General features: G+C 70.2%; 19 protein-coding genes and 7 tRNA genes. 12 read left to right on the top strand and 14 right to left on the bottom strand.

Annotated features, from left to right (window positions below; genetic code table 11):
* The first annotated feature begins 108 nt into the window (after positions 1 to 108).
* Both ACFS27_RS00265 and ACFS27_RS00270 read left to right on the top strand, forming a co-directional pair.
* A complete protein-coding gene (locus ACFS27_RS00265; protein WP_377179170.1) occupies positions 109 to 1,878 on the top strand; it encodes a cation:proton antiporter in 1,770 nt (589 codons plus the stop codon).
* 9 nt (positions 1,879 to 1,887) lie between these two features.
* Positions 1,888 to 2,586 carry a tyrosine-protein phosphatase gene (locus tag ACFS27_RS00270; protein WP_377179172.1) on the top strand — a complete coding sequence of 233 codons (699 nt, stop codon included), beginning with the start codon at positions 1,888 to 1,890 and terminating at the stop codon, positions 2,584 to 2,586.
* Between the two features lie 84 nt (positions 2,587 to 2,670).
* Here the strand turns inward: ACFS27_RS00270 and ACFS27_RS00275 are convergent, their stop codons facing one another.
* The 5 genes from ACFS27_RS00275 to ACFS27_RS00295 all read right to left on the bottom strand — a co-directional run bounded on the left by ACFS27_RS00275 (position 2,671) and on the right by ACFS27_RS00295 (position 8,228).
* Positions 2,671 to 6,429 carry an Ig-like domain-containing protein gene (locus ACFS27_RS00275; protein ID WP_377179174.1) on the bottom strand — a complete coding sequence of 1,253 codons (3,759 nt, stop codon included), beginning with the start codon at positions 6,427 to 6,429 and terminating at the stop codon, positions 2,671 to 2,673.
* A gap of 441 nt (positions 6,430 to 6,870) precedes the next feature.
* Positions 6,871 to 7,623 carry a dihydrofolate reductase family protein gene (locus ACFS27_RS00280; protein WP_377179176.1) on the bottom strand — a complete coding sequence of 251 codons (753 nt, stop codon included), beginning with the start codon at positions 7,621 to 7,623 and terminating at the stop codon, positions 6,871 to 6,873.
* A gap of 359 nt (positions 7,624 to 7,982) precedes the next feature.
* Positions 7,983 to 8,057 (bottom strand) — tRNA-Val (locus ACFS27_RS00285).
* A gap of 1 nt (position 8,058) precedes the next feature.
* Positions 8,059 to 8,129, bottom strand: a tRNA-Cys gene (locus ACFS27_RS00290).
* A gap of 27 nt (positions 8,130 to 8,156) precedes the next feature.
* Positions 8,157 to 8,228, bottom strand: a tRNA-Gly gene (locus tag ACFS27_RS00295).
* Positions 8,229 to 8,369: 141 nt separating this feature from the next.
* On the opposite strand from ACFS27_RS00295, the gene ACFS27_RS00300 reads away from it, so the two are divergent.
* From ACFS27_RS00300 to ACFS27_RS00310, 3 genes are all read left to right on the top strand, one after another.
* Positions 8,370 to 8,768: a PPOX class F420-dependent oxidoreductase gene (locus ACFS27_RS00300; protein ID WP_377179178.1), complete on the top strand. Its 399-nt coding sequence runs from the start codon at positions 8,370 to 8,372 to the stop codon at positions 8,766 to 8,768.
* A 131-nt stretch (positions 8,769 to 8,899) separates the two neighbouring features.
* Positions 8,900 to 9,478 (top strand): dihydrofolate reductase family protein, encoded by a 579-nt coding sequence (locus ACFS27_RS00305; protein WP_377179180.1) that lies wholly within the window; start codon positions 8,900 to 8,902, stop codon positions 9,476 to 9,478.
* Between the two features lie 52 nt (positions 9,479 to 9,530).
* Positions 9,531 to 10,367 carry an MBL fold metallo-hydrolase gene (locus tag ACFS27_RS00310; RefSeq protein WP_377179182.1) on the top strand — a complete coding sequence of 279 codons (837 nt, stop codon included), beginning with the start codon at positions 9,531 to 9,533 and terminating at the stop codon, positions 10,365 to 10,367.
* A 58-nt stretch (positions 10,368 to 10,425) separates the two neighbouring features.
* Here ACFS27_RS00310 and ACFS27_RS00315 read toward each other — a convergent pair whose 3' ends face one another.
* The 4 genes from ACFS27_RS00315 to ACFS27_RS00330 form a co-directional block, all read right to left on the bottom strand.
* On the bottom strand, positions 10,426 to 11,304 hold the full coding sequence (locus ACFS27_RS00315) for a S1 family peptidase (RefSeq protein WP_377179184.1): 879 nt from the start codon (positions 11,302 to 11,304) through the stop codon (positions 10,426 to 10,428).
* A 297-nt stretch (positions 11,305 to 11,601) separates the two neighbouring features.
* A tRNA-Val gene (locus ACFS27_RS00320) sits at positions 11,602 to 11,676 on the bottom strand.
* Between the two features lie 12 nt (positions 11,677 to 11,688).
* A tRNA-Cys gene (locus tag ACFS27_RS00325) sits at positions 11,689 to 11,759 on the bottom strand.
* A 49-nt stretch (positions 11,760 to 11,808) separates the two neighbouring features.
* A tRNA-Gly gene (locus ACFS27_RS00330) sits at positions 11,809 to 11,880 on the bottom strand.
* Positions 11,881 to 12,072: 192 nt separating this feature from the next.
* Here ACFS27_RS00330 and ACFS27_RS00335 point away from each other — a divergent pair.
* The 4 genes from ACFS27_RS00335 (at position 12,073) to ACFS27_RS00350 (ending at position 14,835) form a co-directional block, all read left to right on the top strand.
* A complete protein-coding gene (locus ACFS27_RS00335; protein ID WP_377179186.1) occupies positions 12,073 to 13,200 on the top strand; it encodes a chorismate-binding protein in 1,128 nt (375 codons plus the stop codon).
* 29 nt (positions 13,201 to 13,229) lie between these two features.
* Entirely contained in the window at positions 13,230 to 13,820 is a 591-nt protein-coding gene (locus ACFS27_RS00340) for a dihydrofolate reductase family protein (RefSeq protein WP_377179188.1), read from the top strand.
* Between the two features lie 13 nt (positions 13,821 to 13,833).
* Positions 13,834 to 14,682 (top strand): aminotransferase class IV, encoded by an 849-nt coding sequence (locus ACFS27_RS00345; RefSeq protein WP_377179190.1) that lies wholly within the window; start codon positions 13,834 to 13,836, stop codon positions 14,680 to 14,682.
* Positions 14,683 to 14,763: 81 nt separating this feature from the next.
* A tRNA-Val gene (locus ACFS27_RS00350) sits at positions 14,764 to 14,835 on the top strand.
* Between the two features lie 151 nt (positions 14,836 to 14,986).
* Here the strand turns inward: ACFS27_RS00350 and ACFS27_RS00355 are convergent.
* A complete protein-coding gene (locus ACFS27_RS00355) occupies positions 14,987 to 16,054 on the bottom strand; it encodes a hypothetical protein (RefSeq protein ID WP_377179192.1) in 1,068 nt (355 codons plus the stop codon).
* 680 nt (positions 16,055 to 16,734) lie between these two features.
* On the bottom strand, positions 16,735 to 17,637 hold the full coding sequence (locus ACFS27_RS00360) for an alpha/beta fold hydrolase (protein ID WP_377179194.1): 903 nt from the start codon (positions 17,635 to 17,637) through the stop codon (positions 16,735 to 16,737).
* 230 nt (positions 17,638 to 17,867) lie between these two features.
* Between ACFS27_RS00360 and ACFS27_RS00365 the strand changes: the two genes are divergently transcribed.
* Positions 17,868 to 19,496: a beta-1,3-glucanase family protein gene (locus tag ACFS27_RS00365; RefSeq protein ID WP_377179196.1), complete on the top strand. Its 1,629-nt coding sequence runs from the start codon at positions 17,868 to 17,870 to the stop codon at positions 19,494 to 19,496.
* 72 nt (positions 19,497 to 19,568) lie between these two features.
* Here ACFS27_RS00365 and ACFS27_RS00370 read toward each other — a convergent pair whose 3' ends face one another.
* Positions 19,569 to 20,123: a hypothetical protein gene (locus tag ACFS27_RS00370; RefSeq protein ID WP_377179198.1), complete on the bottom strand. Its 555-nt coding sequence runs from the start codon at positions 20,121 to 20,123 to the stop codon at positions 19,569 to 19,571.
* 145 nt (positions 20,124 to 20,268) lie between these two features.
* On the opposite strand from ACFS27_RS00370, the gene ACFS27_RS00375 reads away from it, so the two are divergent.
* On the top strand, positions 20,269 to 20,703 hold the full coding sequence (locus ACFS27_RS00375; RefSeq protein WP_377179200.1) for a protein-tyrosine phosphatase family protein: 435 nt from the start codon (positions 20,269 to 20,271) through the stop codon (positions 20,701 to 20,703).
* Between the two features lie 107 nt (positions 20,704 to 20,810).
* Here ACFS27_RS00375 and gap read toward each other — a convergent pair whose 3' ends face one another.
* Together gap and ACFS27_RS00385 are read right to left on the bottom strand one after the other, a co-directional pair.
* The gene (gene gap, locus ACFS27_RS00380) at positions 20,811 to 21,809 is read right to left on the bottom strand and encodes a type I glyceraldehyde-3-phosphate dehydrogenase (protein WP_377179202.1); all 999 of its coding nucleotides are present in this window, start codon (positions 21,807 to 21,809) and stop codon (positions 20,811 to 20,813) included.
* Between the two features lie 115 nt (positions 21,810 to 21,924).
* Positions 21,925 to 22,881 carry a GlxA family transcriptional regulator gene (locus tag ACFS27_RS00385; RefSeq protein ID WP_377179204.1) on the bottom strand — a complete coding sequence of 319 codons (957 nt, stop codon included), beginning with the start codon at positions 22,879 to 22,881 and terminating at the stop codon, positions 21,925 to 21,927.
* Between the two features lie 87 nt (positions 22,882 to 22,968).
* Here ACFS27_RS00385 and ACFS27_RS00390 point away from each other — a divergent pair, with 87 nt between their 5' ends.
* A complete protein-coding gene (locus ACFS27_RS00390; protein ID WP_377179206.1) occupies positions 22,969 to 23,424 on the top strand; it encodes a GNAT family N-acetyltransferase in 456 nt (151 codons plus the stop codon).
* The last annotated feature ends 60 nt before the right edge of the window (positions 23,425 to 23,484 follow it).

Here is a 23,484-nt window from a genome sequence, read left to right on the forward strand (position 1 = left end):
GCATGTGGAAGAGGCCTCCGCGGTCCGCACGACGAGCGCACCGGATCGGCCGCGTGATCCAGAGCACGATGCTCGGCGAACGCCCCCGACGTCTCGTACCGTCAGGCCGTGGAGTCCGTCGAGTACCTGACCATCGCCGTCGCAGCATCGGCTCTCATCATCGCGGTCACAGCGCTCGCGCCGCGGGCAGGGGTCGCCTCTCCCCTGGTGCTCGTGGTGCTCGGCGCAGGCGTGAGCCTGCTGCCGTGGGTACCGGCGATCGAGGTACCACCGGAGCTGATCCTCGGCGGCGTGCTGCCACCACTCCTGTACTCGGCGGCGGTCGGTCTGCCGTCCATGGACTTCCGGCGCGACTTCACGGCCATCGGCGGCCTGTCCGTCACGCTCGTCGTGATCAGCTCCGTGCTGCTGGGGCTGCTGTTCCGCCTGCTGATCCCAGGGATCGACCTCGCCACGGCCATCGCCCTCGGCGCGATCGTGAGCCCGACCGACGCCGTGGCGACCACGATCGTGAAGCGGCTCGGGGCGTCCCCGCGGAGCGTCACGATGCTCGAGGGCGAGTCCCTGCTCAACGACGCGTCCGCGCTGGTGCTGCTCCGCGCGGCGATCGCGGCCACGGCGGCGTCGGTCAGCCTGTGGGAGGTGGTCGGCAACTTCGCGTTCGCGGCGGGCCTCGCCGTCGCGATCGGCGTGCCCGTCGGCTGGGTGGGCCTGCGGATCCGCAGGCGCCTGCAGCACGCCGCCCTGAGCACCGCCATGTCGTTCGTCGTCCCGTTCGCCGCCTACCTGCCCGCCGAGGAGCTGGGCGCGTCAGGCCTGGTCGCCGTCGTGGCGGCGGGCCTGGTGACCGGCAACGGATCGGCCAGGCACCTGCGGCCACAGGACCGCATCGCCGAACGGTCGAACTGGCACACCGTCGAGCTGCTGCTCGAGGGTGCGGTCTTCCTCGCGATGGGGATCCAGCTGTTCGACCTGATCGAAGAAGCGGAGCGCGGCAGCATCTCGCTCTGGCGGGCCGCCGCGGTGGCCGCCGTCGCAGGCGCCGCCGTGCTGGTGGTGCGCGCGGCGTTCGTCACCCCGCTCATCGGGATCCAGGCCCGCAGGGCGCGACGCGGCGAGGCCGTGCGCGAGACCCTCACCGGCATCCAGGACCGCCTGGACCAGCGGGCCGCCGCCGCGCCTGCCCGGGCCGGCGAGTCCGCCGAGGACACCGGGCGACGCTCGCCCGCCGCCCGCCAGGAGCGGATCCGAGGCCTGCTGCGGCGGCGCACCGCCGACATCGACTACGACCTCTCCCGGCCTCTCGGCTGGCGGGAGGGCACCCTGCTGGTGTGGGCGGGCATGCGCGGCGTGGTGACGCTCGCCGCCGCCCAGACCCTGCCGGCGAGCACGCCCGACCGGTCCTTCCTGATCCTGGTGGCGTTCGGGGTCGCGTTCGGCACCCTCCTGCTCCAGGGCAGCACCCTGCCGTGGGTGACCCGGCGGCTCGGCCTGGTGGGGCAGGACACCGCCGACGACCTGCCTGCCGTGCGCCGCGAGATCGACCAGGCCGCCCGCGCCTTCCTCGCCGACCCCCGCCGCCCCGACGGCACGCCCTACGACGAGAGCGTCGTGATCCGGGTGCGCAAGGACATGTACCGGGAGCAGGAGTCGCAGGACGAGGACGCCGTCCTCACCAAGGAGCGCTTCATCCAGTACCGCGAGCTGCGCCTGGCGGCCATCGCGGCGCAGCGTGAGGAGCTGCTCGCCGCGCGCTCGACCGGCACCTACGACTCCGCCCAGCTCGGGATCGCGCTGGACCTGCTGGACGCCGAGCAGATAGCCGTCGAGATGCGCAAGGGCAAGATTCCCCTGCACGACGACGCACCGGAGCGCTAACCTCCCGGCGTGACGGATTACACACCGCTCCACCTCGACTGGCCCGGCTGTCTCAACGTGCGTGACCTGGGCGGGCTCCCCCTCACGGGCGGCGGCACGGTCCGCGAACGTGCCCTGGTCCGCTCGGACTCCCCCAGCTTCCTGACCGACGACGGTGTCGCCGCCGCCACGGCCTACCGGCTGGCGCGGATCATCGATCTGCGCCGTCTGCAGGAGAACGAGGAGTGGCCGAGCCTGCTGGCGGACCACCCCGGCTATCTGAGCCTGCCCGTCCAGGAGCCCGACGACCCGGAGGAGGGTCCATGGGTCCACCTGTACACGGGGCTGCTCGACCGGCGACCCGACCTGTTCGCCCGCGCCGTTGCGGCTCTCGCCGACGCGCCGGAGGGTCCGGTGCTCGTGCACTGCGTCGCGGGCAAGGACCGCACCGGCCTCGTGGTGGCGCTCGCGCTGAGCCTCGTCGGGGCCGACGTCGACGCCCTCGCCGACGACTACGAGCTCACCAACGAACGGCTCGCGCCGCGGTACGCAGAGCTCGCGGAGGACCGCGAGATCCCCGCCGGACGCGAGATCCCGCCGACCCGGCAGGTCATCATCGACGCGCTGGAGCACCTGCGCACGCAGCACGGATCGGTCGAGGCCTACCTCGCCCGCAGCGGTCTGACCCCTGGGCACGTGCGCGCGCTGCGCGCCCGGCTGGTCGGCTGACCCACGTCTTCTCCGTCGAGTGCTGGCTATCTGTGCTCCTGAATCAGTCTCGCGGCACAGATACCCAGCACTCGACGGAAGGGGTTACCGGGCGACGGCCGCCGCCCACGACAGCATGGGCGACTGGTTGTTCGTCGCCCTGAGCCGGATCGTCACTGGTCCGGGCTCCGCGAGGTCGACGTCGTGGCTCAGCACCTCGCTCGGGTTGGCGGAGTTCAGCGTGACCGAGCCGGCCGCGTGGCTCTCGCCGTCATGGTCGACCAGGACGTCCGCGTTCCTGCCGTTGCCCGGCCACCAGGAGTGGGATCCGGCCACGAGCGTGTACGAGCCCGCCGGGAGCGTGAAGGTGTACGACACCTCGGCGCCCACCTGGTTCGCGGTGTACATGCCGGTGGTCGTCATCTTGTCGTACTCGCCGGCCTCGGCACCCTTGTAGCTGATGGCCCGGTCGCCCGAGGCGCCCTGTGCCCAGTGCCCCCAGGCAGAGCCGTCCGTGCGCACCCGGTCGGGAGCGTCGTTCACGAGCCCGCCGGCGACCAGGTCGCTGATCGCGCCATGGGCAGGCGAGTCGTAACCCAGCGCGCTGCCGCTGGTCGCGTTGACGTCACCGAAGGCGACGGTGCCCCGCGGCACCACCTCGACGCGCGCCGTCGCGGAGACCGGGCCGTACGAGCCCCGGACCCCGGCCGTCGCCCAGGCCTCGTCGAACGCGGCCTCGCCGACGGCCCACTCGACCGGCACCTCGCGCGTGCTGCCGTCGGTGAGCTCGGCCGTGAGCGTGTCCGGCAGGGCCGGCTCCTCACCGACGTAGGTCGCCACCCGCGGCTCCTCGAGGCTGACGATCCGGTTCACGACCGGCGCGGACGCCGTCTCGAGCCGGGACACCAGCTGGCCTGCGCCCTGGCCGTCGAGCCGGTAGGCCGTCGGGTCCGCGAGAGCCGTTCGGGCGGCGGCGATCCCGTTCTGCAGGACCGCCCAGTCCAGGTCGGTGAAGTCGTCGGTCCGCTCGACGTCCTCTGCCGCTTCCAGGGCGTCCCGGAGCAACCTGTCGTCGGCCGCCAGGGACGCCGGGGCCGAGACGACACCCACGGCGTCGATGTTGAGCGTGCCGGACGCGACCGTGAGGGTCACCGTGTGCTCGCCCCACGCGAGGCCGCGCAGCTCGAAGGCCTGCTGGTACTGGCCGGACGCACGGGTACGGTCGTTGAGCGCGATCGGCTCGCCGTCGACCGTCACGTCCAGCCGTGCGGACCCGTCGTTCGGCCCGAGGACGTCCAGCCCCGAGCCGGTGAACGTGTAGCTCACCGAGGCGTCGTCCCCCTGGCTGATGGACGACGTGCGGCCGTACTCGAACATGCCCTTGCCGTTGGCGTGCTCCCACTCGCCGTCGTAGACGAGCTTGGTCGCTGCCGGGTCGGCGAGGTCGGTCATCTCGTGGCCGTCGAGGTACTCGCCGTAGTACGGCACCTCTGAGCCGACGCGCTCGACCGTGAGGTTGTCGAACTGCGTCCAGTGGAAGCCGCTGGCGAGGTCGACCCAGCCGGACAGGATCGGTGCGTCGTCGGTCCAGGCGAACACCTGCTCGCCGTCGACCCACCCGGTGATCCGGTGGCCCGCCACCTGTACGGACAGCTCGTGCCACGCGCCGGCGTCCCAGCCGTCGGTGGCGACGGAGCCGCTCTCGACGACAGTGCCGAGGCGGTTGAGCTGCCAGCGCCCGTCGGAGACCAGCTTGAGCGCGTACGGCGTCCCCCGCAGGTCGTGGGAGTTGCCCCCGCCGCTGGAGCGGGCCCCGAGGGCGGCGTAGTTGTCGGCTTCTTGGCCGCGCTCGAAGCGGACGTCGACGGTGGCGCGGTAGTTGCTCCAGCGCCGGTCGCCGACGGCCGTGATCGGCTCGCCGTTGTTCCACGCGCCGCCGACGCCGGTGCCCTCGCGGTCGACCTGCTGGCGCAGGACCCGCTCGCCGTCGTCGGCCCGGTAGGCCTCGAACGAGCCGTTGCGGTCCCACGTGTACAGCGGGATCGCGCCGGTGTCCCCGCCGCGGGAGTCGACGAAGTCCTCGGTCCGGCCGAGCAGCCCACCGCCCTTGCGGACGACCGGCACCGTCTTGTCCGAGTAGTCGAAGTCGTCCGACCAGAGCACGTTCTTCGCGGCGTCGCCCGAGGCACCGGCGTCGAGCACGGTGCGATCGCCCTCGACGGGCAGCGGCGTCGTCCATGCCTTGTCCCGGCTGACGTCGAGCGAGGTCACGGTGGTGATGGAGTAGGGCTGCACGGTGACGCTGTAGGCGCCCTCCGCATCGGCGGACAGGTCACCGACGTGCTGCTTGTACCGCGCGTCGAACGCCTCGCCGTCCTCCGCGGCGCGGGTCTCCCACACCGCCAGGGAGGGCTTGTTGCCGAGGTCCAGGTTCTCCGGGGTGATCCGGTAGGTCCGTGGGGTCTCGGAGTCGTTGACGAGGACCGTCGAGAAGTCCGAGCGGTCCGGTGCCGCGAGGGTCAGGTAGTTCGGGCCGCCGTTGCGCCCGTTCACCGGGTTGGTGCCGGTAGCTGTGGTGCCGGAGGCCTCTGGCACAGCGCGCCAGATGCCTGCCCGGTTGCGGGAGTCCTCCCAGCCGGTCACCGCGAAGTTCGAGAAGTGCTGCAGCGCGACGAGCCCTGCGTCGTAGTGGATCCAGCCCGACCATGGGTCGCGTGCGCCCACGAGCTCCTTGTACGAGTACTGCCCGCCCTCGTAGAACGAGCCGATCGCCGGCTGGTAGATGAAGTGCGTGCGGCGGGAGTTCGCGAAGCCCTTGACGATGGTGTTCGCCATCTCCAGGGAGCTTCCGGTCCCGCCGAGGCCGGTGCCCTCGACGCTCGGGTCGGCGGTGTTGTTGTTCGGCCGGAACGACGAGTTGCTGAACGTGGCCTGCGCCTCGCTGTTCCAGATCTGCTCGTCGAGCTCGTCGGCCAGGCGCTTGAAGTTCCCGGCCGCGTCGTCGTTGGTGTTGTAGTGGAACCCGGAGGCGCCGACGACGTCGCGCAGGGAAGCGTCGGCGACCATCTCGTCACCGAAGGTGCCGGTGCCCACCTCGTCGGAGATGACCACCTGGATCTGGTGGAACAGCTCGGCCTCGCCCCTGCGGAAGCCCGCGAGCCGGGGGTCGTCGCTCACGTACCCCGTGTCGTCGGTGCGGACGCGCTCGGCGTACTCCCTGGTCCACGCCAGATCGGCGGTGTGCTCGTTCACGCCGGGGTTGACGTAGTCGACCATGTACCCGTAGTCGCGGTACGCGGCGAGGATCGTGTTCTTGTACCAGTCGTAGATCTTGTCGTTCGTGTTCGCCCAGGGCGCGGCGTTCCAGCGCAGGATCGACACCTTGAGGTCGGGGTTGACCTTCTTGGCGTCCGCGGCGAGCTGGAAGCCCGGGTGCCTGCGCACGTTCGCGGGCTCGTCCTGCGTGCGCATCGTCGCCACGTCGGAGCCGGTCGAGTTGTTGCGGTCGTCGCCCATCTCGATCTTGACGTGGTGCATGATCGGGTGCTCGCCGCCGAACAGGACCTGCAGCAGCTCCGCGTACTTCTCGGGCTGCTCCGACTTGTAGTCCATCAGGACGGCGCTGGTGCTGTTGGCGCTGAGCACGCCGAAGCCCTTGAACGTCAGGCCGTTGACGTTGTCCGCCGCGACGTCGTCACCGTCGACGGTGATGTCCGTCACGGCCGCTGCGTCGACGATCGCGGTGGTGGCACGGGGCGTCCCCGCTGCGGACGCCGTCACCCCTCCTGCGACGAGCGACGACCCGATGACGCCACACACAAGCATTCCCGCGATGGCCGCTGATGACACGCGTCTGCGTCTCATGATGCTTCCCTTCCTCGTTGAAGTACTCGTCGACGCCACACAGTCAGTCGAGTGCCACTCTTCGAGCCGTTCGAGGACTCTCGGCGGGTGTGGTGCAGGTCTCCCTTGAGCTGCACTCGGTAACCATCGACGTCGATGTTTGTTTCTGATCGTTTCAGATCAACTACTGAGCGTTACGGTATCGGCAGCGACCCAAAGCGCCAAGATGTTGTTCGCTATTGATCGCTTTTCCGTTCCGGACTGCACACAGCCCGTTCGGCATGGGCCTCCTCCGCCCGATCGTGCTCGTCGACGGACACGAGACGGTCCAGGACGGCTGGCGGTACCGGCTCACACGGGCCGACGAGCCGACGGCCTGACGTCTCTACCGCGCCAGGAATGCCACCTGGGAGCTCATGCACACCACTACCGGTCGACGCCTGCCGGATGCGCCAGGGCCCGTCAGCGGTGGTAGCGCAGCCAGACCACCGCGTCGTCGAAGGTCTTGGCACTCACCAGGCGCAGGGCCGACGCCGGCGGCGGGTTCGTGCCGAACCAGGCGTGCACGGTGCCGTCTGCCCGGTCCGTACCCGCCCCGCCGTCCGGACCCCCCGCACGGTCCGCACCCGCCCCGGCGAGGCACGGATGGACGAGCAGGCTGATCTCGTCGACGAGCCCTGCCCGCAGCATGGCCCCGGTCAGGGCCCCGCCGCTGTCGACGCGGACCATCGCCGCGCCGCGCTCCCCCAGAACGTCGAGGATGGCTGCGAGGTCGACGCGGCCGTCGCCGACGACCAGCTCTTCGACGGCCTCAGGATCGTCAGGGGCGAGCCCGTCGGGTGCTGCAGCGTCGCGCGGGGCTCCGCCGTCGGCGCTACCCGTCCTCGACCGGAGGGCCACCACCGCGGACCAGTACCCGGCATCCCGCAGCGCCTGCCAGGCCCGCACGCGGCGGCGGCCGTCGACGACGGCGAGCACGGGCCCGTCCTCTGCCGGGCCGGGACCCGGCTCTGCCGCCAGCGCCTCCTCCTGCGCGAGGATCGTGTCCGCCCCGGTCAGGGTGACGTCCTCGTCCCAGGTCCGGGCCAACTCGTAGAACCGCACGATGTCCGGGGCGAATCCGGTGGTGGCGCCGTCGACCGACACCGCAACGTGCACGACCACGTACGGGCGGGCGGCCGGATCGGCCGCGACGGCACCTCGGGGCTCGGCCACGGCCGTCACTCCCCTTCCAGACGTCGACCACTCGTTCAGAGCGTCATCTCAGTCCATCATGGTGGCCCACCGGCGCGGTGTCAGCCCGACGTATCGGGCTCGCGATCGGCCCGACGCGCGGACCTCGATCTCGCCGAAGGCACGACGGGGCATCCCCGTCTTCTCGTTGTTCGCCGTGTCTCCGAATGCGCCTCCGCCGGCCGTCGGTGGCGGTGGCGGTGGCGGTGGCGGTGGGACCACGGGGGCCACGGGGGTACAGACGCCCATTTTGGGGTAGAACGCTCCCTTCCCCGCAGACGGAGGAGACGCGAAAAGACCCCCGGACCAGCCTGTTCGCTGGTCCGGGGGTCTTGCCATGCTGGTGGGCGATACTGGGATCGAACCAGTGACCTCTTCCGTGTCAGGGAAGCGCGCTACCGCTGCGCCAATCGCCCGAGGTGGGTACGGGATTCGAACCCGTGTGTACGGCTTTGCAGGCCGCTGCCTCGCCTCTCGGCCAACCCACCGTGCTCCCCACCAAAAAAGCGGGTTCGAGCGGATGACGGGACTTGAACCCGCGACCCTCACCTTGGCAAGGTGATGCTCTACCACTGAGCTACATCCGCGTTGCCACCAGCTCGAACCCTTTCGGGCTCCCATGGTGGAACTCCGGAAGAGTAGTTCACAAACGGTGTGCCGGTCCAATCGAAATGGCCGCGCCACCTGCGACGCGTCCTCGGGGCCGCACCAGCGTTATGTTCAACGGCATGAGTGCGACCGATGTCATCCCCGCCCACCTCATCCCGCTCCTCGAGGCGCCGAACTACGCGTTCCTCGGCACGATCCGGCCGGACGACACCGTCCAGGTCAATCCGATGTGGTTCGACTTCGACGGCGAGACGCTGCGCTTCACCCACTCCTCGAAGCGCGCCAAGTTCCGCAACCTGCAGCACAACCCCTCGATGAGCCTCGCGATCCTCAACGACGAGAACCCGTTCAACTACCTCGAGGTGCGCGGCAGGCTGGTGGAGGCGATCCCCGACCCGACCGGGGCGTACTACGTCCACCTGGGCAAGCGGTACGGCCTCCCGGACCAGCAGCCGCCGGCAGACAGCCCAGACCGCGTCATCCTGGTGATGAGCATCGAGCACTACACGACCCAGTAGTTCAGCGGGCCCAGCTCCCGGGGGCACGCGAGCCCTCCGGGCGGACCCGCATCGTCCGGGTTCCGATGAGTTCTCGCCGCGCGACCGGTCACTCCTGGGACGACGCACCTGCGACAGCAAAGGAGAGGCCTGTGCCGGACCTCATGGTGGACTTCATCATCTCGCTCGACGGCTATGCGGCCGCGGAGGGCTGGCCTGGCTTCTGGGGCATGGAGGGCCCCGAGTACCTGGGCTGGGTCAGCTCCGGACCCGAGTACGAGCACACCGCCCTCATGGGCGCCACGACGTACCGGCTGATGTCCGGGTTCGCGGCCCGGAGCCCTGACGATCCTGGCTTCGCCGAGCTGAACGCGCTGCCCAAGGTGGTGTTCTCCTCGACGCTGGAGGCGCCGCTCTCCTGGGCCAACACCGAGCTCGTCGACGGGGACGCCGTCGAGGCGGTACGCGACCTCAAGCAGAGCTCTCCGCGCCCCTTGCGCACCATCGGCAGTCTCACGCTGTGCCGGTCGCTGCTGCGCGCAGGACTGGTGGACCGCTTCCGGGTCGTCGTCTTTCCCGTCATCACGGGCGCCACCGGGAGGGAGCGCATCTTCGACGGGTACCCCGACGTCGCTCTCGACCTGGTCGAGAGCCGGACGTTCGACGGTCGGCTCCAGCTCCTCGAGTACGTCCCCACGGTGCTCGACGGCCCGCCAGGAGCCGACCGTTGAGCCGCTGCACGGTCTCGACAAGCGATCGCAAGCCACGAGCGGAAGGACTCCCATGCTGACGCAGGTCGCTGAGGGTGTGCTGGTCCACCGGAGCGAGCTGCTCCGGAACAACACGGTCGTCGTGCAGGGCCCGTCCGGCGCGCTGGTCGTCGACGCCGGGATACAGGGCTCCGAGATGGCCTGTCTCGCGAACGACCTTCGTGAGCTCGGCCTGCCCGTCGTGGCAGGGTTCTCGACGCATCCTGACTGGGACCACGTGCTCTGGCACGCCGAGCTCGGGGACGCGACTCGTTACGGCACGGCCCGCTGCGCGGCCGACCTGCGGGACCTGCGGTCAGACCCGGGCTGGAAGTCTCAGGTCGCGGAGGGGTTGCCGCCGGAGATCGCCGAGGACGTGCCGCTGGACCTGTTCGGCCTCGTCACCGGTCTGCCCACCGGGACCGAGGTGGTTCCGTGGGACGGCCCCCGCGTCCGGATCATCGAGCATCCGGCGCACTCCCCCGGCCATGCGGCGCTGCTGGTCGAGGAGAGTGGCGTCCTCGTCGCCGGCGACATGCTGTCCGACGTCTTCGTCCCGATGCTCGACACCTTCACGGATACCCACGACCCGGTCGAGGAGTACCTCACCGGGCTGCGGCTCCTCGAGGGCGTGGCGGACGACGTCGACGCGCTCGTCCCGGGCCACGGGTCCGCCGGCGGCGGCGCGGACCGGGTACGCGCACGGATAGAGCTGGACCGCGCGTACCTGCGCGCCCTTCGGGAAGGGCGCGCCCCCGACGACCCGCGGATCGACTCGCCCGAGCCCGGCTGGGAGTGGGTGAGCGACATCCACGAGGGACAGGCCCGGAGCGTCGCCCGGAGGAACGAGCGCGACGCGGCGTCCGGCTAGCAGCGCTCGCGGCACGCGAGAGACCCCGTGCCCGACGGCCGCCGGGAGCCGGCGGCCGTCAGTAGATCCGGACGTCGTACTCACGGAGCACCTCGAGGATCGGCTGGTAGAAGGTGGTGCCTCCGGAGGAGCAGTCGCCACTGCCGCCGGAGGTGATGCCCAGCGCGGTGGAACCGGAGTACAGCGCCCCGCCCGAGTCGCCCGGCTCGGCGCAGATGTCCGCCTGGATCATCTCGCGCATCGTGACGCCCCCCTCGTACTTGACGGTGACGTTGATCGCGGTGACGGAGCCGGAGTGCTCGCCGCTCGCCGCGCCGTCCCGCTTCGCGTTCTGGCCCACGTGCGCCTTCCCTGCGGAAAAGCCGCCGGGGTGCTTCAGCGACGTGTCGTAGCGGACGAGGGCGTAGTCGTTCCCCGGGTACACGGAGTCGACGGTCGGGCCGATCCGCTTCGTCTCGGACGAGTCGGCGTACCACGTGGGTTCCTTGTCGCCGCAGTGTCCCGCCGTGAGGAGGTAGTACTCGCCGCCGCCTCGGACGTTGAACCCCACGGAGCACGAGGTGTCCGGGCCGTAGATCCCGTCGCCGGAATCCAGCAACAGCCTGAAGACGCCGTCGGTGCGCCTGATGGTCAACGCGTCCGGGTCGTCGCCGGCCGCGTCGCGGATCCGGGCGCGATCGGCCGCGGACACGGTGGAGTCGGCCGTCACGACCACCTTGCCGATGGCCGCGTCCGTGAACCACGCGACCCCGTCGACGCCCGACTGGTCGACGGCGGCGTGTACCGCAGCCAGGTCGGCGGCCGAGGGCCTGTCGGGCTCTGCCGCGGCCGGCGGACCGGCCCAGAGGGCTGACGCCAGCCCGACGCCCGCAACCAGAGCCGTCAGACGGGCCCTCCACGCGGAACGGTGGCCTTGCTTGCTGGGGACGAACCTCATGACTGCCTCCTGAGGGTCACCAGTGACGAAGACATGTTCGGCTGCATGGAGGTCCGCCGAGAACTGGCGGAGGCGGATTCGGACCCGACCGGAGAGTTCTGGATTCAGCTCGGCACGCGGTACGGCGATCCCGCCCGGCAGCCGACGACGCATCGCCGCTGCATTCTTGTGCTGCGCACTGTGCTCAGGACGTTACCGACGGCCGCTCCCGCTCGCGACAGGGCCGGGTGTGCACCGTCGCCGAACAGGCGAAAGGCCCCCGGATCAGCGTGTGCTGACCAGAGGGCCTTTCGGGCATGGTGGGCGATACTGGGATCGAACCAGTGACCTCTTCCGTGTCAGGGAAGCGCGCTACCGCTGCGCCAATCGCCCATGCTGCATGCGAGGTGGGTACGGGATTCGAACCCGTGTATACGGCTTTGCAGGCCGCTGCCTCGCCACTCGGCCAACCCACCGTGCTGGGTGCTCTCTTCAGCCGAAGATTCTACGAGAGCGGCGTTTCCGAGCGGATGACGGGACTTGAACCCGCGACCCTCACCTTGGCAAGGTGATGCTCTACCACTGAGCTACATCCGCGAAGCCGGGCATCCTGGGGTTTCCCCCGGTGTTCCGGCGTGATCTGAACATTAATCGACGGGAGGGCGAACCGTCCAATCGCGTGCGCCGCCGTACGGTTGTGCCGTGTCCCCCAGCCCGGCCCATCCGCCCGCAAACCGCACGATTCCACCGGTTCCGTCCCACGCAGTCTCCGCCACATCTCGGTCCGACGTGACCGGGGACACCGGCTGGGCACAGTTCGCCGGGCGCTTCGCGACCGACGCGGTCGAGTGCATCGACGTCCTGGCCGAGCCGGAACGGCTCGCGACCGGGACGTGGTTCGTCGTCGCGGACTTCGAGGCGGGCTCGGGGACGCACCCGGAGGGTCGGGCACGCGCGTGGCGCTTCGCCCGCGTGCACGACGCCGCGGCGCCGTCCGCCACCACCTGGCACGGCCCGCCGCACGACGCCTGGACCTCCTCCATGGACCAGGCCACCTACGAGGCCGCCGTGGCACGGGTCCGCGAGCACGTGCGCGAGGGCGACGTCTATCAGGCCAACGTGTGCAGGGTGCTGTCGGCGCCGCTCACGGGCTCGTCCGACACCGAACGAGGCGCCGAGCCCGACGCCCGGGCGCTCGCCGCACGGCTCGCGGCGGGCAACCCTGCACCGCACGCCGCTGCCGTCCACGTCCCCGCACGTACGGGGCTGGACCCGGTGTGGGTCGTGAGCGCCTCCCCCGAGCTGTACCTGTCCGTCCGGGACGAGCAGGGAACCGGGACCGTCGTGGAGTCCGGCCCCATCAAGGGCACCGCCAGGACACCCGGAGGGCTCACCGAGAAGGACCGCGCGGAGAACGTGATGATCACCGATCTCGTGCGCAACGACCTGCAGACCGTCTGCCGCCCTGGCACGGTCGAGGTCACCTCGCTGCTGGAGGTCGAGGAGCACCCCGGGCTGGTGCACCTCGTCTCCCGCGTACGCGGCACCCTGTCCGACGACGTCGTCCGCTCCGGCGAGCTGTGGCGCCGCCTGCTGGCCGGCACGTTCCCTCCGGGCTCGGTGTCGGGCGCCCCGAAGTCCAGCGCGCTGCGGATCATCAGCGAGCTGGAGCCCGTGCCGCGCGGCCCGTACTGCGGCGCCGTGGGCTGGGTGGCCGACGGCGAGGCCTCCCTCGCCGTCGGCATCCGCACGTTCTGGTGGGCCGACGACGGGGCCGGCGGCGTGCTCCGGTTCGGCACCGGCGCCGGCATCACCTGGGGCTCCGACCCGACGGCGGAGTGGCACGAGACCGAGCTCAAGGCGGAGCGGCTGGTCGCGCTGGCGTCGACCGGCACCGAGTCCGCCGGGCACCGATGAGTCCGCGCCACCGCCGTCGTCGGACCGGTATGGGAATCGTCAAAGCAGATATGGCAGTGTCGCTCGACGGCTACTCCGCCGGGCACGACCAGAGCCTCGAGCACCCGTTCGGGCCGCTCGCGGGCGAGCGGCTGCACACCTGGATGTTCGAGTACGGCGACGCGCACAAGGCCGAGGTGGACGCCATCGTCGGTGCGGGCGCGTACATCATGGGGCGCAACATGTTCTCCCCCGGCCGCGGGCCGTGGGACCTGGACTGGAAGGGCTGGTGGGGCGACCACCCGCCGTACCACGGGCCCGTCTTCGTCCTGACCCATCACGCGCGCGACCCGATCCCGATGGAGGGCGGCACCACGTTCCACTTCGTCACCGACGGCATCGAGAGCGCCCTGGAGCAGGCACGCGCGGCCGCCGGCGACGGCGACATCTCCATCACCGGCGGGGCCACCACCCTCAACGAGTACCTCGCCGCCGGGCACGTCGACGAGCTGCGGCTGCACGTCGTGCCGTTCACGCTCGGCTCGGGCACCCGCGTGTTCGACGGCGTCCCGCCCATCGAGTTCGGCTCCACGTCCGTGCGGCACACGCCGGAGGTCACCCACGTGACGCTGCGCCGGTGACAGACTGGGCGCCATGACGGTCATCTGGACAGAGGGGCGCATGGTCGCGCCCGACGAAGCCGCGCTCAGCGCGGTCGACCACGGCATCACTGTCGGCGACGGCGTCTTCGAGACCTGCGCGGTTCTCGGCGGCCACGCCTTCGCCCTGACCCGACATCTCGCGCGCCTGGAACGGTCGGCGACCGGCATGGGCATGGCGCCCCTCGACCTGCGCAAGGTCCGCGGCGGCGTCGACGCCGTCCTCGCCGCGGCGCCCGACGCCGGACGCCTGCGCATCACCGTGACCGACGGCGTCGGACCGCTCGGCTCCGGCCGGTCGTCCGGGCCGCAGACCGTCATCGTGGCAGCGACCCCCGCCGTCGTCGTACCCACCGGGCGGGCCGCACGCTCCCCGTGGACCCGCAACGAGAACAGCGCGGTCGCGGGCCTGAAGACGACGTCCTACGCCGAGAACGTCGTGGCGCTCGCGGACGCGATCGCCAAGGGCGGCGACGAGTCCGTGTTCGCGAACACGCGGGGCGAGCTGTGCGAGGGCACCGGCTCGAACGTGTTCGTCGAGATCGGTGGCGAGCTCGTCACTCCCCCGCTCAGCGTGGGCTGCCTGGCCGGGATCACGCGCGAGCTGCTGCTCGAGTGGGGCGCCGAGGCAGGGCTACCCGTGCGCGAGGCGAAGGACGGCGAGCTGCCGTTCACGGTGCTCGACCAGGTAGCCGCAGGGGAGGCACGGATGCTGCTGACCGGGTCGGTGCGGAACGTGCAGCCGACGGTGTGGCTGGACGGCGTCGACCTGGAGGTCGGCGAGCTCTCGAGCGCCGCGCGCGACCTGTTCGAGCGGAACATGCGCGAGCGGATCGATCCCTGACCCGTTCGGGCGATTGGATTTCGCATCCGCGCTCGAACCAGGCTAATATCGTCCACGCACGCCCTACGGGGCAGGCAGCACGGGCGATTGGCGCAGGGGTAGCGCGCTTCGTTCACACCGAAGAGGTCACTGGTTCGATCCCAGTATCGCCCACCGTGTCAGAAGGCCCTCCGACCAGCGGAAACGCTGAGCGGGGGGCCTTTTCGATTGTTCTAGAGAACCCGTGATGGCCGGCCGCTGCACTACACGACCACTCCGCCGCTGCGAGCCGGCCGCAACCCACGCCGGGCGCTGCGCGCTGAAGCTACGGACTGGGCTCTCCTCGCTCCGCCCGCTCACGCAGCCCACGCTCACGACGCTCGTGCTGACGACGCGCACGCAGCTCACGCTCACGACGCTCGTGCTCGCGCTTACGGCGTGCCCGGTCCGAGGCGGAACCCGCGGAACTCGACTGCCCCGCCAAGGCAGCCTCATGGTCCGAAGGTTCCCTGTGGTCGAATCCACTCCGACGAACCAGGACGTTGACTCCGAGGTGCGCTGCGACTTCCTGGATCTGCAGAATCTCCCTCTCGGTCACCCTGCGATCCACAACTATCTGGCCCACGCCAGGGCCGACCATTTCGAAATCCATAACCGCTGACCCATCGGGGTGGCGAACCGCCAGCAAGTTCTGCACATTGTCGACCAAGGCCTGGTAGGCCTCGCTCTGCGGGGAATCGTGAAACCCGAGAGACCGAGGCCTGTCCGACTCGACCGACGACCCGCGCAACACTGCCCGATCACGATCCATCTGACTCTGCATGTGCCCGATTTGGCTCATGAGAAGATCCACCTTTGCCTCGAGGGGCGACTCGTTTGCATCTGGTTCTGAGGCCTTGATAGTCAAGCCGAACCGCCGCCAGAGAGGATTTTGCGAACCACAGCTCAGATAGCTGGCCTGGATGTGCTGCGCAAGGGAGTGCTGTTGCTGTTCAAGCTCCCAGCCCCGCAGGTTCGAATCGTATGGATGAGTGTTGATACCCGAAGTGTCGAATGGTGGAACGGTAAACTCGTCTCGCACCAAGGCGATCGGGAGATTGAGCGCCGTGCGAATCCCCAACTCAAAGAAAACGTTCGGATTATGGACGCTGAGATCCACCAGGACCAGGTCCGCCGTACTAAGATGCTGGATGATTAGGCCGTGTATGAGATGTGAACCGTCAGCGACCGGCTTAATTGGCTCGAACCCCGCCTGTTCAATCGCCTTTTCGAAGAGGCTGTCCATGACGTGAGCCCAGTGGTCCGGGTCACCGCCATACCGCTCGGCATGTTCCGGGTGCGTCGTAATGGGCATCGCGATGAAACACGTCTGCTTCTTACCTGCCTTGGTCATCGCGCAAGTATGTCAGCGAGTCTGCACATCACTGACGGTCACAAAGGGTGATATCCACGAGTGGCTACCGCCGTCCAGTGCCCCAAGCTCTTCCGACATCTATCGGCTCCGAGACAAGATCACACACGACAAGGTGCCCGACGCGCCGACCGTCAAATTCGAACAGGTTCGCAGCGTCGCGGAAGCGCTGCTTGAGGCCCGAACCCTCGGGACGAACTCGGATGACGGCGCACCACATCCCAGACCAAAGGCGCTGCATCAGCTGCAGCACTACCGGAACCAGCAGGGATGCGCCCGGACGAACTGGGACTGTGTTACGCGACTTCGCTCGGATGGTCCAGGCGTCGGCCGCCGACGTCGAACCGCAGGTTGATGGTCCTGCCAGTCGGTTGCCATCGCCGAACCGCAGGCTAGCGGTCCAGCCGACCGGTCACCGACGTCCAACCGCAAGCTGATGGTCACTCCAGGTGTCGAGCCGAACGTTGCATGTCGATCCGAGCGCGCTGGCACGTGTTTCTTGCGGCTCGGCGCCCAGGTCGACCAGCAAGTTGCGGTTCGGCGCCCGCAGACCGCCCGACCGACTCACACCTTGCGGTTCGGCGCCCACAGGCCACTCGCCCGCGCCCGCGCTCCCCGCCGGTCAAGCCGCAACGGCACCCCGGGCCACGCGCACCCTCATCTCACAGCGGGCCTCCGACCCCGGTGGCAGTGCTCACGTCCCTGACGAACGCCCCCATCACCGCCGCGCACTCCGCCGAGTGCGTCTCCAGCAGCATGTGACCGGCGTCGTACACGTGCATCTCCAGCCGGTCGAGCGTCCGGGCGTAGCCCATGATCTCGGGCAGGTCGAAGTACGCGTCGTGGCGTCCCCAGAGCACCAGGCACGGCGGCTGATGGGTCCGGTGGTAGTCGGCCAGCTCGCCGAACCGGGCGACGTGGTTCGCATAGTCGCGGAACAGCCGGAACTGGGCCTCGAGGTTTCCGGGCCGCGACATCCGCTCCCAGTCCAGGTGCCAGGACTCGGGCGGCTGGTGCACCCGCACCCGCTCCGGCACCCCGCTCACGTACTCGTCGCGGACGCCCTCGAAGTTGAGCCACTCGGGCAGCCGCGCGCGGTTGGCCTCCGAGGGGTCGGCCCAGTACGCCTTCGCACCGTCCCACTGGCTGCCCAGCCCGTCCTCGTGGGCGTTGCCGTTCTGCACGATGAGCCCGAGCACACGCTCGGGGTACCGGGTAGCCAGGTAGTACCCGACCGGGGCGCCGAAGTCGTGCAGGTAGACGAAGAACTCGTCCACCCCGATCTGGTCGAGGAACGCCTCGATCGTGTCCGCCAGGTTGGCGAACGTGTAGTCGTACTCGTCGACGCCCGGCGCTGCGGAGAACCCGAAGCCCGGGAGGTCCGGCGCGACGACGCGACTCACCTCAGCCAGCGGCGAGAGCACCTGCCGAAAGCTGTGCGAGGAGCTGGGGAAGCCGTGCAGCAGCAGCACGCAGGGCAGGTCCCGCGCACCGGCCTCCCGGTAGAAGATCTCGAGCCCGTCGACATCGATACTGCGGTGGCGCGGCTTGCTGGTCGCCTGCACGGGGACCATCTCCTCGGCTGGTCGGAGTCGGTTGTTCCACTCCGATCGACACTAACCGGGGGCCTGCCGACTCACGAGATCGCGCCCGGCTAGTGACATAGGCAGGATTCCTCACTAATATCCGTTTTGCTGACAGTCCAGTAAGTACAACGACGTACCACCGGAACCGAGGAGATCTCCCCATGTCATCAGCACGGTCACGTACCCGAAGGCCCAGACTCCGCAGGCTGGTGAACGCGATCGCCGCGTTCGGCGCGCTCGCCATCACCGCGACCGCCCTCGTCGTCACCCAGCCCACGCCCGCCACCGCGGTCCCCGCCACGATCCCCATGACCATCACCAACGACTCCGGTCGCGGCGACCAGATCTTCATCTATGTCCTCGGTACTCCCGGTGAAGGCCGGCTCGGCTGGTCCGACGCGGGTGGCGCATTCCACCAGTGGCCCACGGTGGGCGGAACGCCCGTCGACGCGCCCGACGCCTCGATCGCCGGCCCGCGGGACGGGCAGTCGATGACCATCCGGCTGCCCAAGCTGTCCGGCCGGGTGTACTTCTCGTACAGCAGCAAGCTGTCGTTCAAGATCGTCAACAACGGGCAGCTGGTCCAGCCAGCGGTGCAGAACCCGAACGACCCGAACCGCAACAAGCTGTTCGCCTGGACCGAGTTCACGCTCAACGACGACGGCCTGTGGATCAACAGCACCCAGGTCGACTTCCTCTCCGCGCCCTACCAGACGGGCCTGAAGAAGGGTGACGGCACGGTGATCAGCACCGGCATGCTGAAGCCCGACGGCTACCCCAACGTCCTCAACGCCCTGGCCGCGACACCCGGGTGGGGAAACCTCGCCCAGCGGGCGCCCGACGGCTCCCTCCTGCGGATCCTGGCCCCCGGCCACGCGATCGAGACCGGGCAGATGGACGCGAACATGATGGCCGGCTACGTCGACCGCGTCTGGGCCAAGTATGCGAACGAACCCCTCACCGTCGCGCCCTATTCGTACGACCCGGCCGCCCGGTTCACGGGCCGCGTGGTCAACGGCGTCATGCGGTTCACCAACGCGTCGGGCGCCTACGTCACGGAGTTCCGCAAGCCGTCGAGCGACTCGATCTTCGGCTGCTACAAGGACCTGGCGGCGCCGAACAACGACATCGGCGCCATCGCCCGCACGCTGTGCGCAGGCTTCCACCGCACCACCCTGCTGACCACCACCACTCAGCCCGGCACCAGCACGTCCGGTTTCTACCAGGAGTCCGTGACCGACTACTACGCCAAGTACATCCACGAGCAGATGGCGAACGGCAAGGCCTACGGCTTCGCGTTCGACGACGTCCTGGCGCAGGAGTCGCTGGTCCACGACGGCAACCCCTTGGCGGCCTACATGCAGCTCGACCCGTTCCAGGGTGCCGCGACGCCCATCGCCGGGTCCGACGGCGGCGGGGGCGACGGCGGTGGTGGTAGCGGTGACGCTCTGCCGCAGGGCACCAGCCCGGTGCACGCGGCGAACGGCATGTGCGTGGACGTCCCCTGGGCCGACTCGCACGACGGCAACCCGCTGCAGATCGTCAACTGCAGCGGCAACGCCGCCCAGACCTGGACGCGGTCCGGGTCGACCATCAGCGCGCTGGGCAGGTGCATGGACATCTCGGGCGGCAGCACCGCCGACGGCGCCGCCGTCCAGCTGTGGACCTGCAACGGCACGGGTGCCCAGAGCTGGACCTACCGGTCCGCCTCTCGCGCCCTCGTCAACCCGCAGTCCGGCAAGTGCCTGACGGCGGTCGGGGGCACGCCGCTGCACGACGGCCAGCGCCTCGAGATCCGTACCTGCTCGGGTGCGGAAGCGCAGCGCTGGACCTTCTGAGTCCTGCGGCGAGCGACCCCCGGCCAGCCGGCCGGGGGTCGCTCTCGTCGTACCGGCCCCTCGCGGCCGGCCTCAGAGTCCGGCGACGAAACCCGAGACGATCCCCCGCCACAGGTCCTTGACCTCGTCGTTGCGCTCGGGTGTCGGCGATCCGAGATGCTGGACGACCAGGGAGGCAGTCCCGTCCTTCTTGGGCTCGCTGATGACGATCACGGACTCGCCCTCCTGTGCCTTGGCGCGCCAGGTGATGCGCTTGACCGTTCCGCTGACCCGTGGCTCGCCCGTGATGAGCCCGCGGACGCCCTCGTTGCCGGCGGCGAACTCGGTCCAGGCGCGCATGAGGGCTTCCATGCCGAGCGACGTCGACCTGCTCACGCTCGTCTGGAACGTGCCGTCGGTCTGCTGGCCGGGCACACGTCTGCCGATGTACTGCTCGTAGGCGACGGTGGTCGACTGGGCCCACCACCCGGGGTTGTCGATCTTTCCGTCCAGCTCACCCAGGACCGCCGAGGCGATCTCGTGGTGCGTGAGCTCGCTCGCACCGATGCGCGCCAGGTGCTCGAGCCACTCGTCCCAGCTCCTGCCGGTCGCGCGCTCGACTGCCTGGATGCGAGAGCCTGTCGCCATGTCATCCATCCTGGCACGCACCACCCACATCGGGCCGTGGCTCAGCGGCGCACCGGGTCTCAGGTGAAGGGCGCACCGCCCCTGGACGGCGATGCTCGCGCTCGCGATGGTGACGTCCTTGCGGACGGCTCACTACGCTGGGGCGATGAGCCAGTGGGACCTGATCGACGGCGTCGTCGAGCTGCCGGACGGCAGGCGGGTGCGCGGCGCGGGCCTGCGCCGTCCACGGCGGGACGCCCCTCCCCCGGACCTCGCGGTCTACCTGCTCGGCAGGGACCCGCGGCCCGAGTGGGAGTACCGGTGGGTCCGCTGGCGCGACTTCCGGCTGCCCGACTCGACGGAACAGGCCGTCGCCGCCCTGCGGGAGGCGCACTCGCGGGCGGCGTCCGAGCGGGTCGAGGTCGCCTGCGGCGGCGGGGTCGGCAGGACCGGAACCGCACTCGCGTTCCTTGCCATCCTGAGCGGGGTGGCACCCGACGACGCCGTGGCGTGGGTGCGCGCGCACTACCGGCCGCGCGCGGTCGAGACGCGGCGCCAGCGGCAGTGGGTCGAGTCCGTCGCCGCGTCCGTCTCGCCCTGACGTCCGCGCGGGGAGACACCACGCGTTCGGGCTGTGTTGCCGGGAGTAGACGGTGTCTACTCCCGGCAACACAGCCCGAGCGGTACATGTTTCCCCGGAGCAGTGGCTCAGTCGCGGGTGAGCAGCTCCAGGGTGTCGATCACGCGGTTGGAGAAGCCCCACTCGTTGTCGTACCAGGCCACGACCTTGACGTGCTTCCCATCGACGCGGACCAGCGCGGCGTCGAAGATCGCCGACGCCGGCTCGCCGGTGATGTCGCTGGAGACCAGCGGCTCGGCGGAGTAGTCGAGGATGCCCTTGAGCCGGCCGTCGGCCGCGGTGCGGTAGGCAGCGAGCACCTCGTCGCGGGTGACCTCGCGGGCGACGGTGGTGTTCAGCTCTACGAGGGAGCCCACCGGCACGGGCACGCGGATCGAGTCGCCCGACAGCTTGCCGTTCAGGTTCGGCAGCACCAGGCCGATCGCCTTGGCCGCACCCGTCGTCGTCGGGACGATGTTGACCGCGGCGGCGCGGGCCCTGCGCAGGTCCCGGTGCGGCCCGTCCTGCAGGTTCTGCTCCTGCGTGTAGGCGTGGACGGTGGTCATGAAGCCGTGCTCGATCCCGGCCAGGTCGTCCAGGACGGAGGCCAGTGGAGCCAGCGCGTTCGTGGTGCACGAGGCGTTCGAGACGATCACGTGCGTCGCCGGGTCGTAGGCGTCGGTGTTCACGCCGTAGGCGAGCGTGACGTCCGCGCCGGCGGAGGGAGCGCTGACGAGCACCTTCCGGGCGCCGGCGTCGAGGTGCGCGCGGGCGGCGTCGGCCGAGGTGAACCGGCCGGTCGCCTCGAGCACGATGTCGACGTCGAGCTCCGCCCAGGGCAGCCTGGCGGGCTCCCGCTCGCCGAGCACCTTGATCCGCCGTCCGTCGACGAGGAGGTCGGAGCCCTCGACCGCGATGGAGCGGCCCAGGCGGCCCAGCGCGCTGTCGTACTTGAGCAGGTGCGCCAGGGCATCCGGGGCGGTGAGGTCGTTGATCGCGACCACCTCGAGGTCGCTGTCGCGCTCGAGCAGGGCACGGAGGGAGTTGCGGCCGATTCGGCCGAAGCCATTGATGGCGATGCGAGTCATACCTCAATGCTCGGCGGTCGAGCGCACCGTCGAAAGCGGCTGGAAGGCCATGGTGCGCAAGTAAATCGCCAGACATACCGCCACCGCCCGCAAGGATCTCGCCAGGCCCCGATCCTCAGGCCGAGAACGTGTGCCGGTACTCCGTCGGCGACGTGCCGAGGATCCGGTGGAAGTGCAGGCGCAGGTTGGCGGCGGTGCCCAGCCCCACCCGGTGCGCGACCTGCTCGACGCTCAGGTCGCTGCGCTCCAGGAGCTCCCGCGCCAGGTCCACCCGGGCCCGGAGCACCCACTGCATCGGCGTGTAGCCGGTGTCCTCCACGAACCGCCGCGAGAACGTGCGCGCAGAGACCCGCGCGTTACGCGCGAGCGCGTCGAGCGTCAGCGGCTCGGCCAGGTGCTCCAGGGCCCACGCCCGCGTGTCGGCGAACACGTCGCCGAGCGGCTCGGGAACGCTGCGGGGGACGTACTGCGCCTGTCCCCCGCTGCGGTACGGCGCGGCCACCAGCCGCCTGGCCACGTGGTTGGACAGACCCACCCCGTGGTCGCGCCGCACCAGGTGCAGGCACAGGTCGATGCCGGACGCCGCACCCGCGGAGGTCAGCACGCCGCCCTCGTCCACGAACAGCACGTTCTCGTCCACCTGCACGAGCGGGTGCCGCTCGCGGAGCGCCTTCGTGTAGTGCCAGTGGGTGGTCGCCCGCTTGCCGTCGAGCAGGCCCGTCGCGGCCAGTGCGAACGCTCCGGTCGAGATGGCGGCGAGCCGGGCCCCGCGAGCGTGGGCGGTCTTGAGCGCGTCGACGACGACGGCGGGCGGGTCGGCGGCGGCCGGCGTCCGATAGCCGGGGACGAACACCGTGTCGGCCCGCTCCAGAGCGTCGAGCCCCTCGGCCACGTGGTACGACAGGCCGTCTCCGCCGGTCACCAGCCCGGGCGCGGCGCCGCAGACCCGCACCTCGTAGGGCATGCTCGGCCGGTTGGAGAACACCTGCGCGGGGATGCCGACGTCGAGCGGCTTGGCACCCTCGAGCACCAGGACGGCGATCTGGTGGTTCCTCCGGCGCGACGCGGTCACGCTCGCGATCCTATGCGGCGCCCGCCGCCCCGTGCCGCCCCGTGCCACCCCGCGCCGCCCCGCGCCGCCTCGTGCCAGGCTGGCGCCATGGCAGCAGACCTCTTCGTCAGGACCGCGACCCCCGACGATGCGCCCGCGCTGGCCGCGCTGCGCTGGCGCTGGGCGGTCCCCGACCGCACGCCGAGCGACGACGAGGCCAGGGAGTTCGCCGGGGCGCTCCGGCGGTGGATGGACGAGCGCGGCGAACGGTCGGTCTGCCAGATCGCGGTCCTGGACGGCGACCTGGTCGGGATGGCGTGGCTGGCGGTGTTCGAGCGCGCGCCCAACCCCGGCGACCTCGTGCGTCGCTCGGGTGACGTGCAGAGCGTCTTCGTGCTGCCGGAGCACCAGGGCGGCGGCATCGGGCGCCTGCTGATGGAGGCGATCTGTGCGACGGCCGACAGCCTGGGGGTCCGGAAGCTCACGCTGGACGCCCGGGACGCGGCCGTGCCGTTCTACGAACGTCTGGGGTTCTCTGTCCACAATGGACTGATGCAACGTTGACTCACGCGTGATCGGCGCCTACGGTGACGGCGGTCGCCCGTTCGACGCGGCGGGCCGGCC

Origin of the sequence: Promicromonospora vindobonensis (assembly GCF_042685865.1) — a bacterium.
Lineage (GTDB): Bacteria > Actinomycetota > Actinomycetes > Actinomycetales > Cellulomonadaceae > Promicromonospora > Promicromonospora vindobonensis.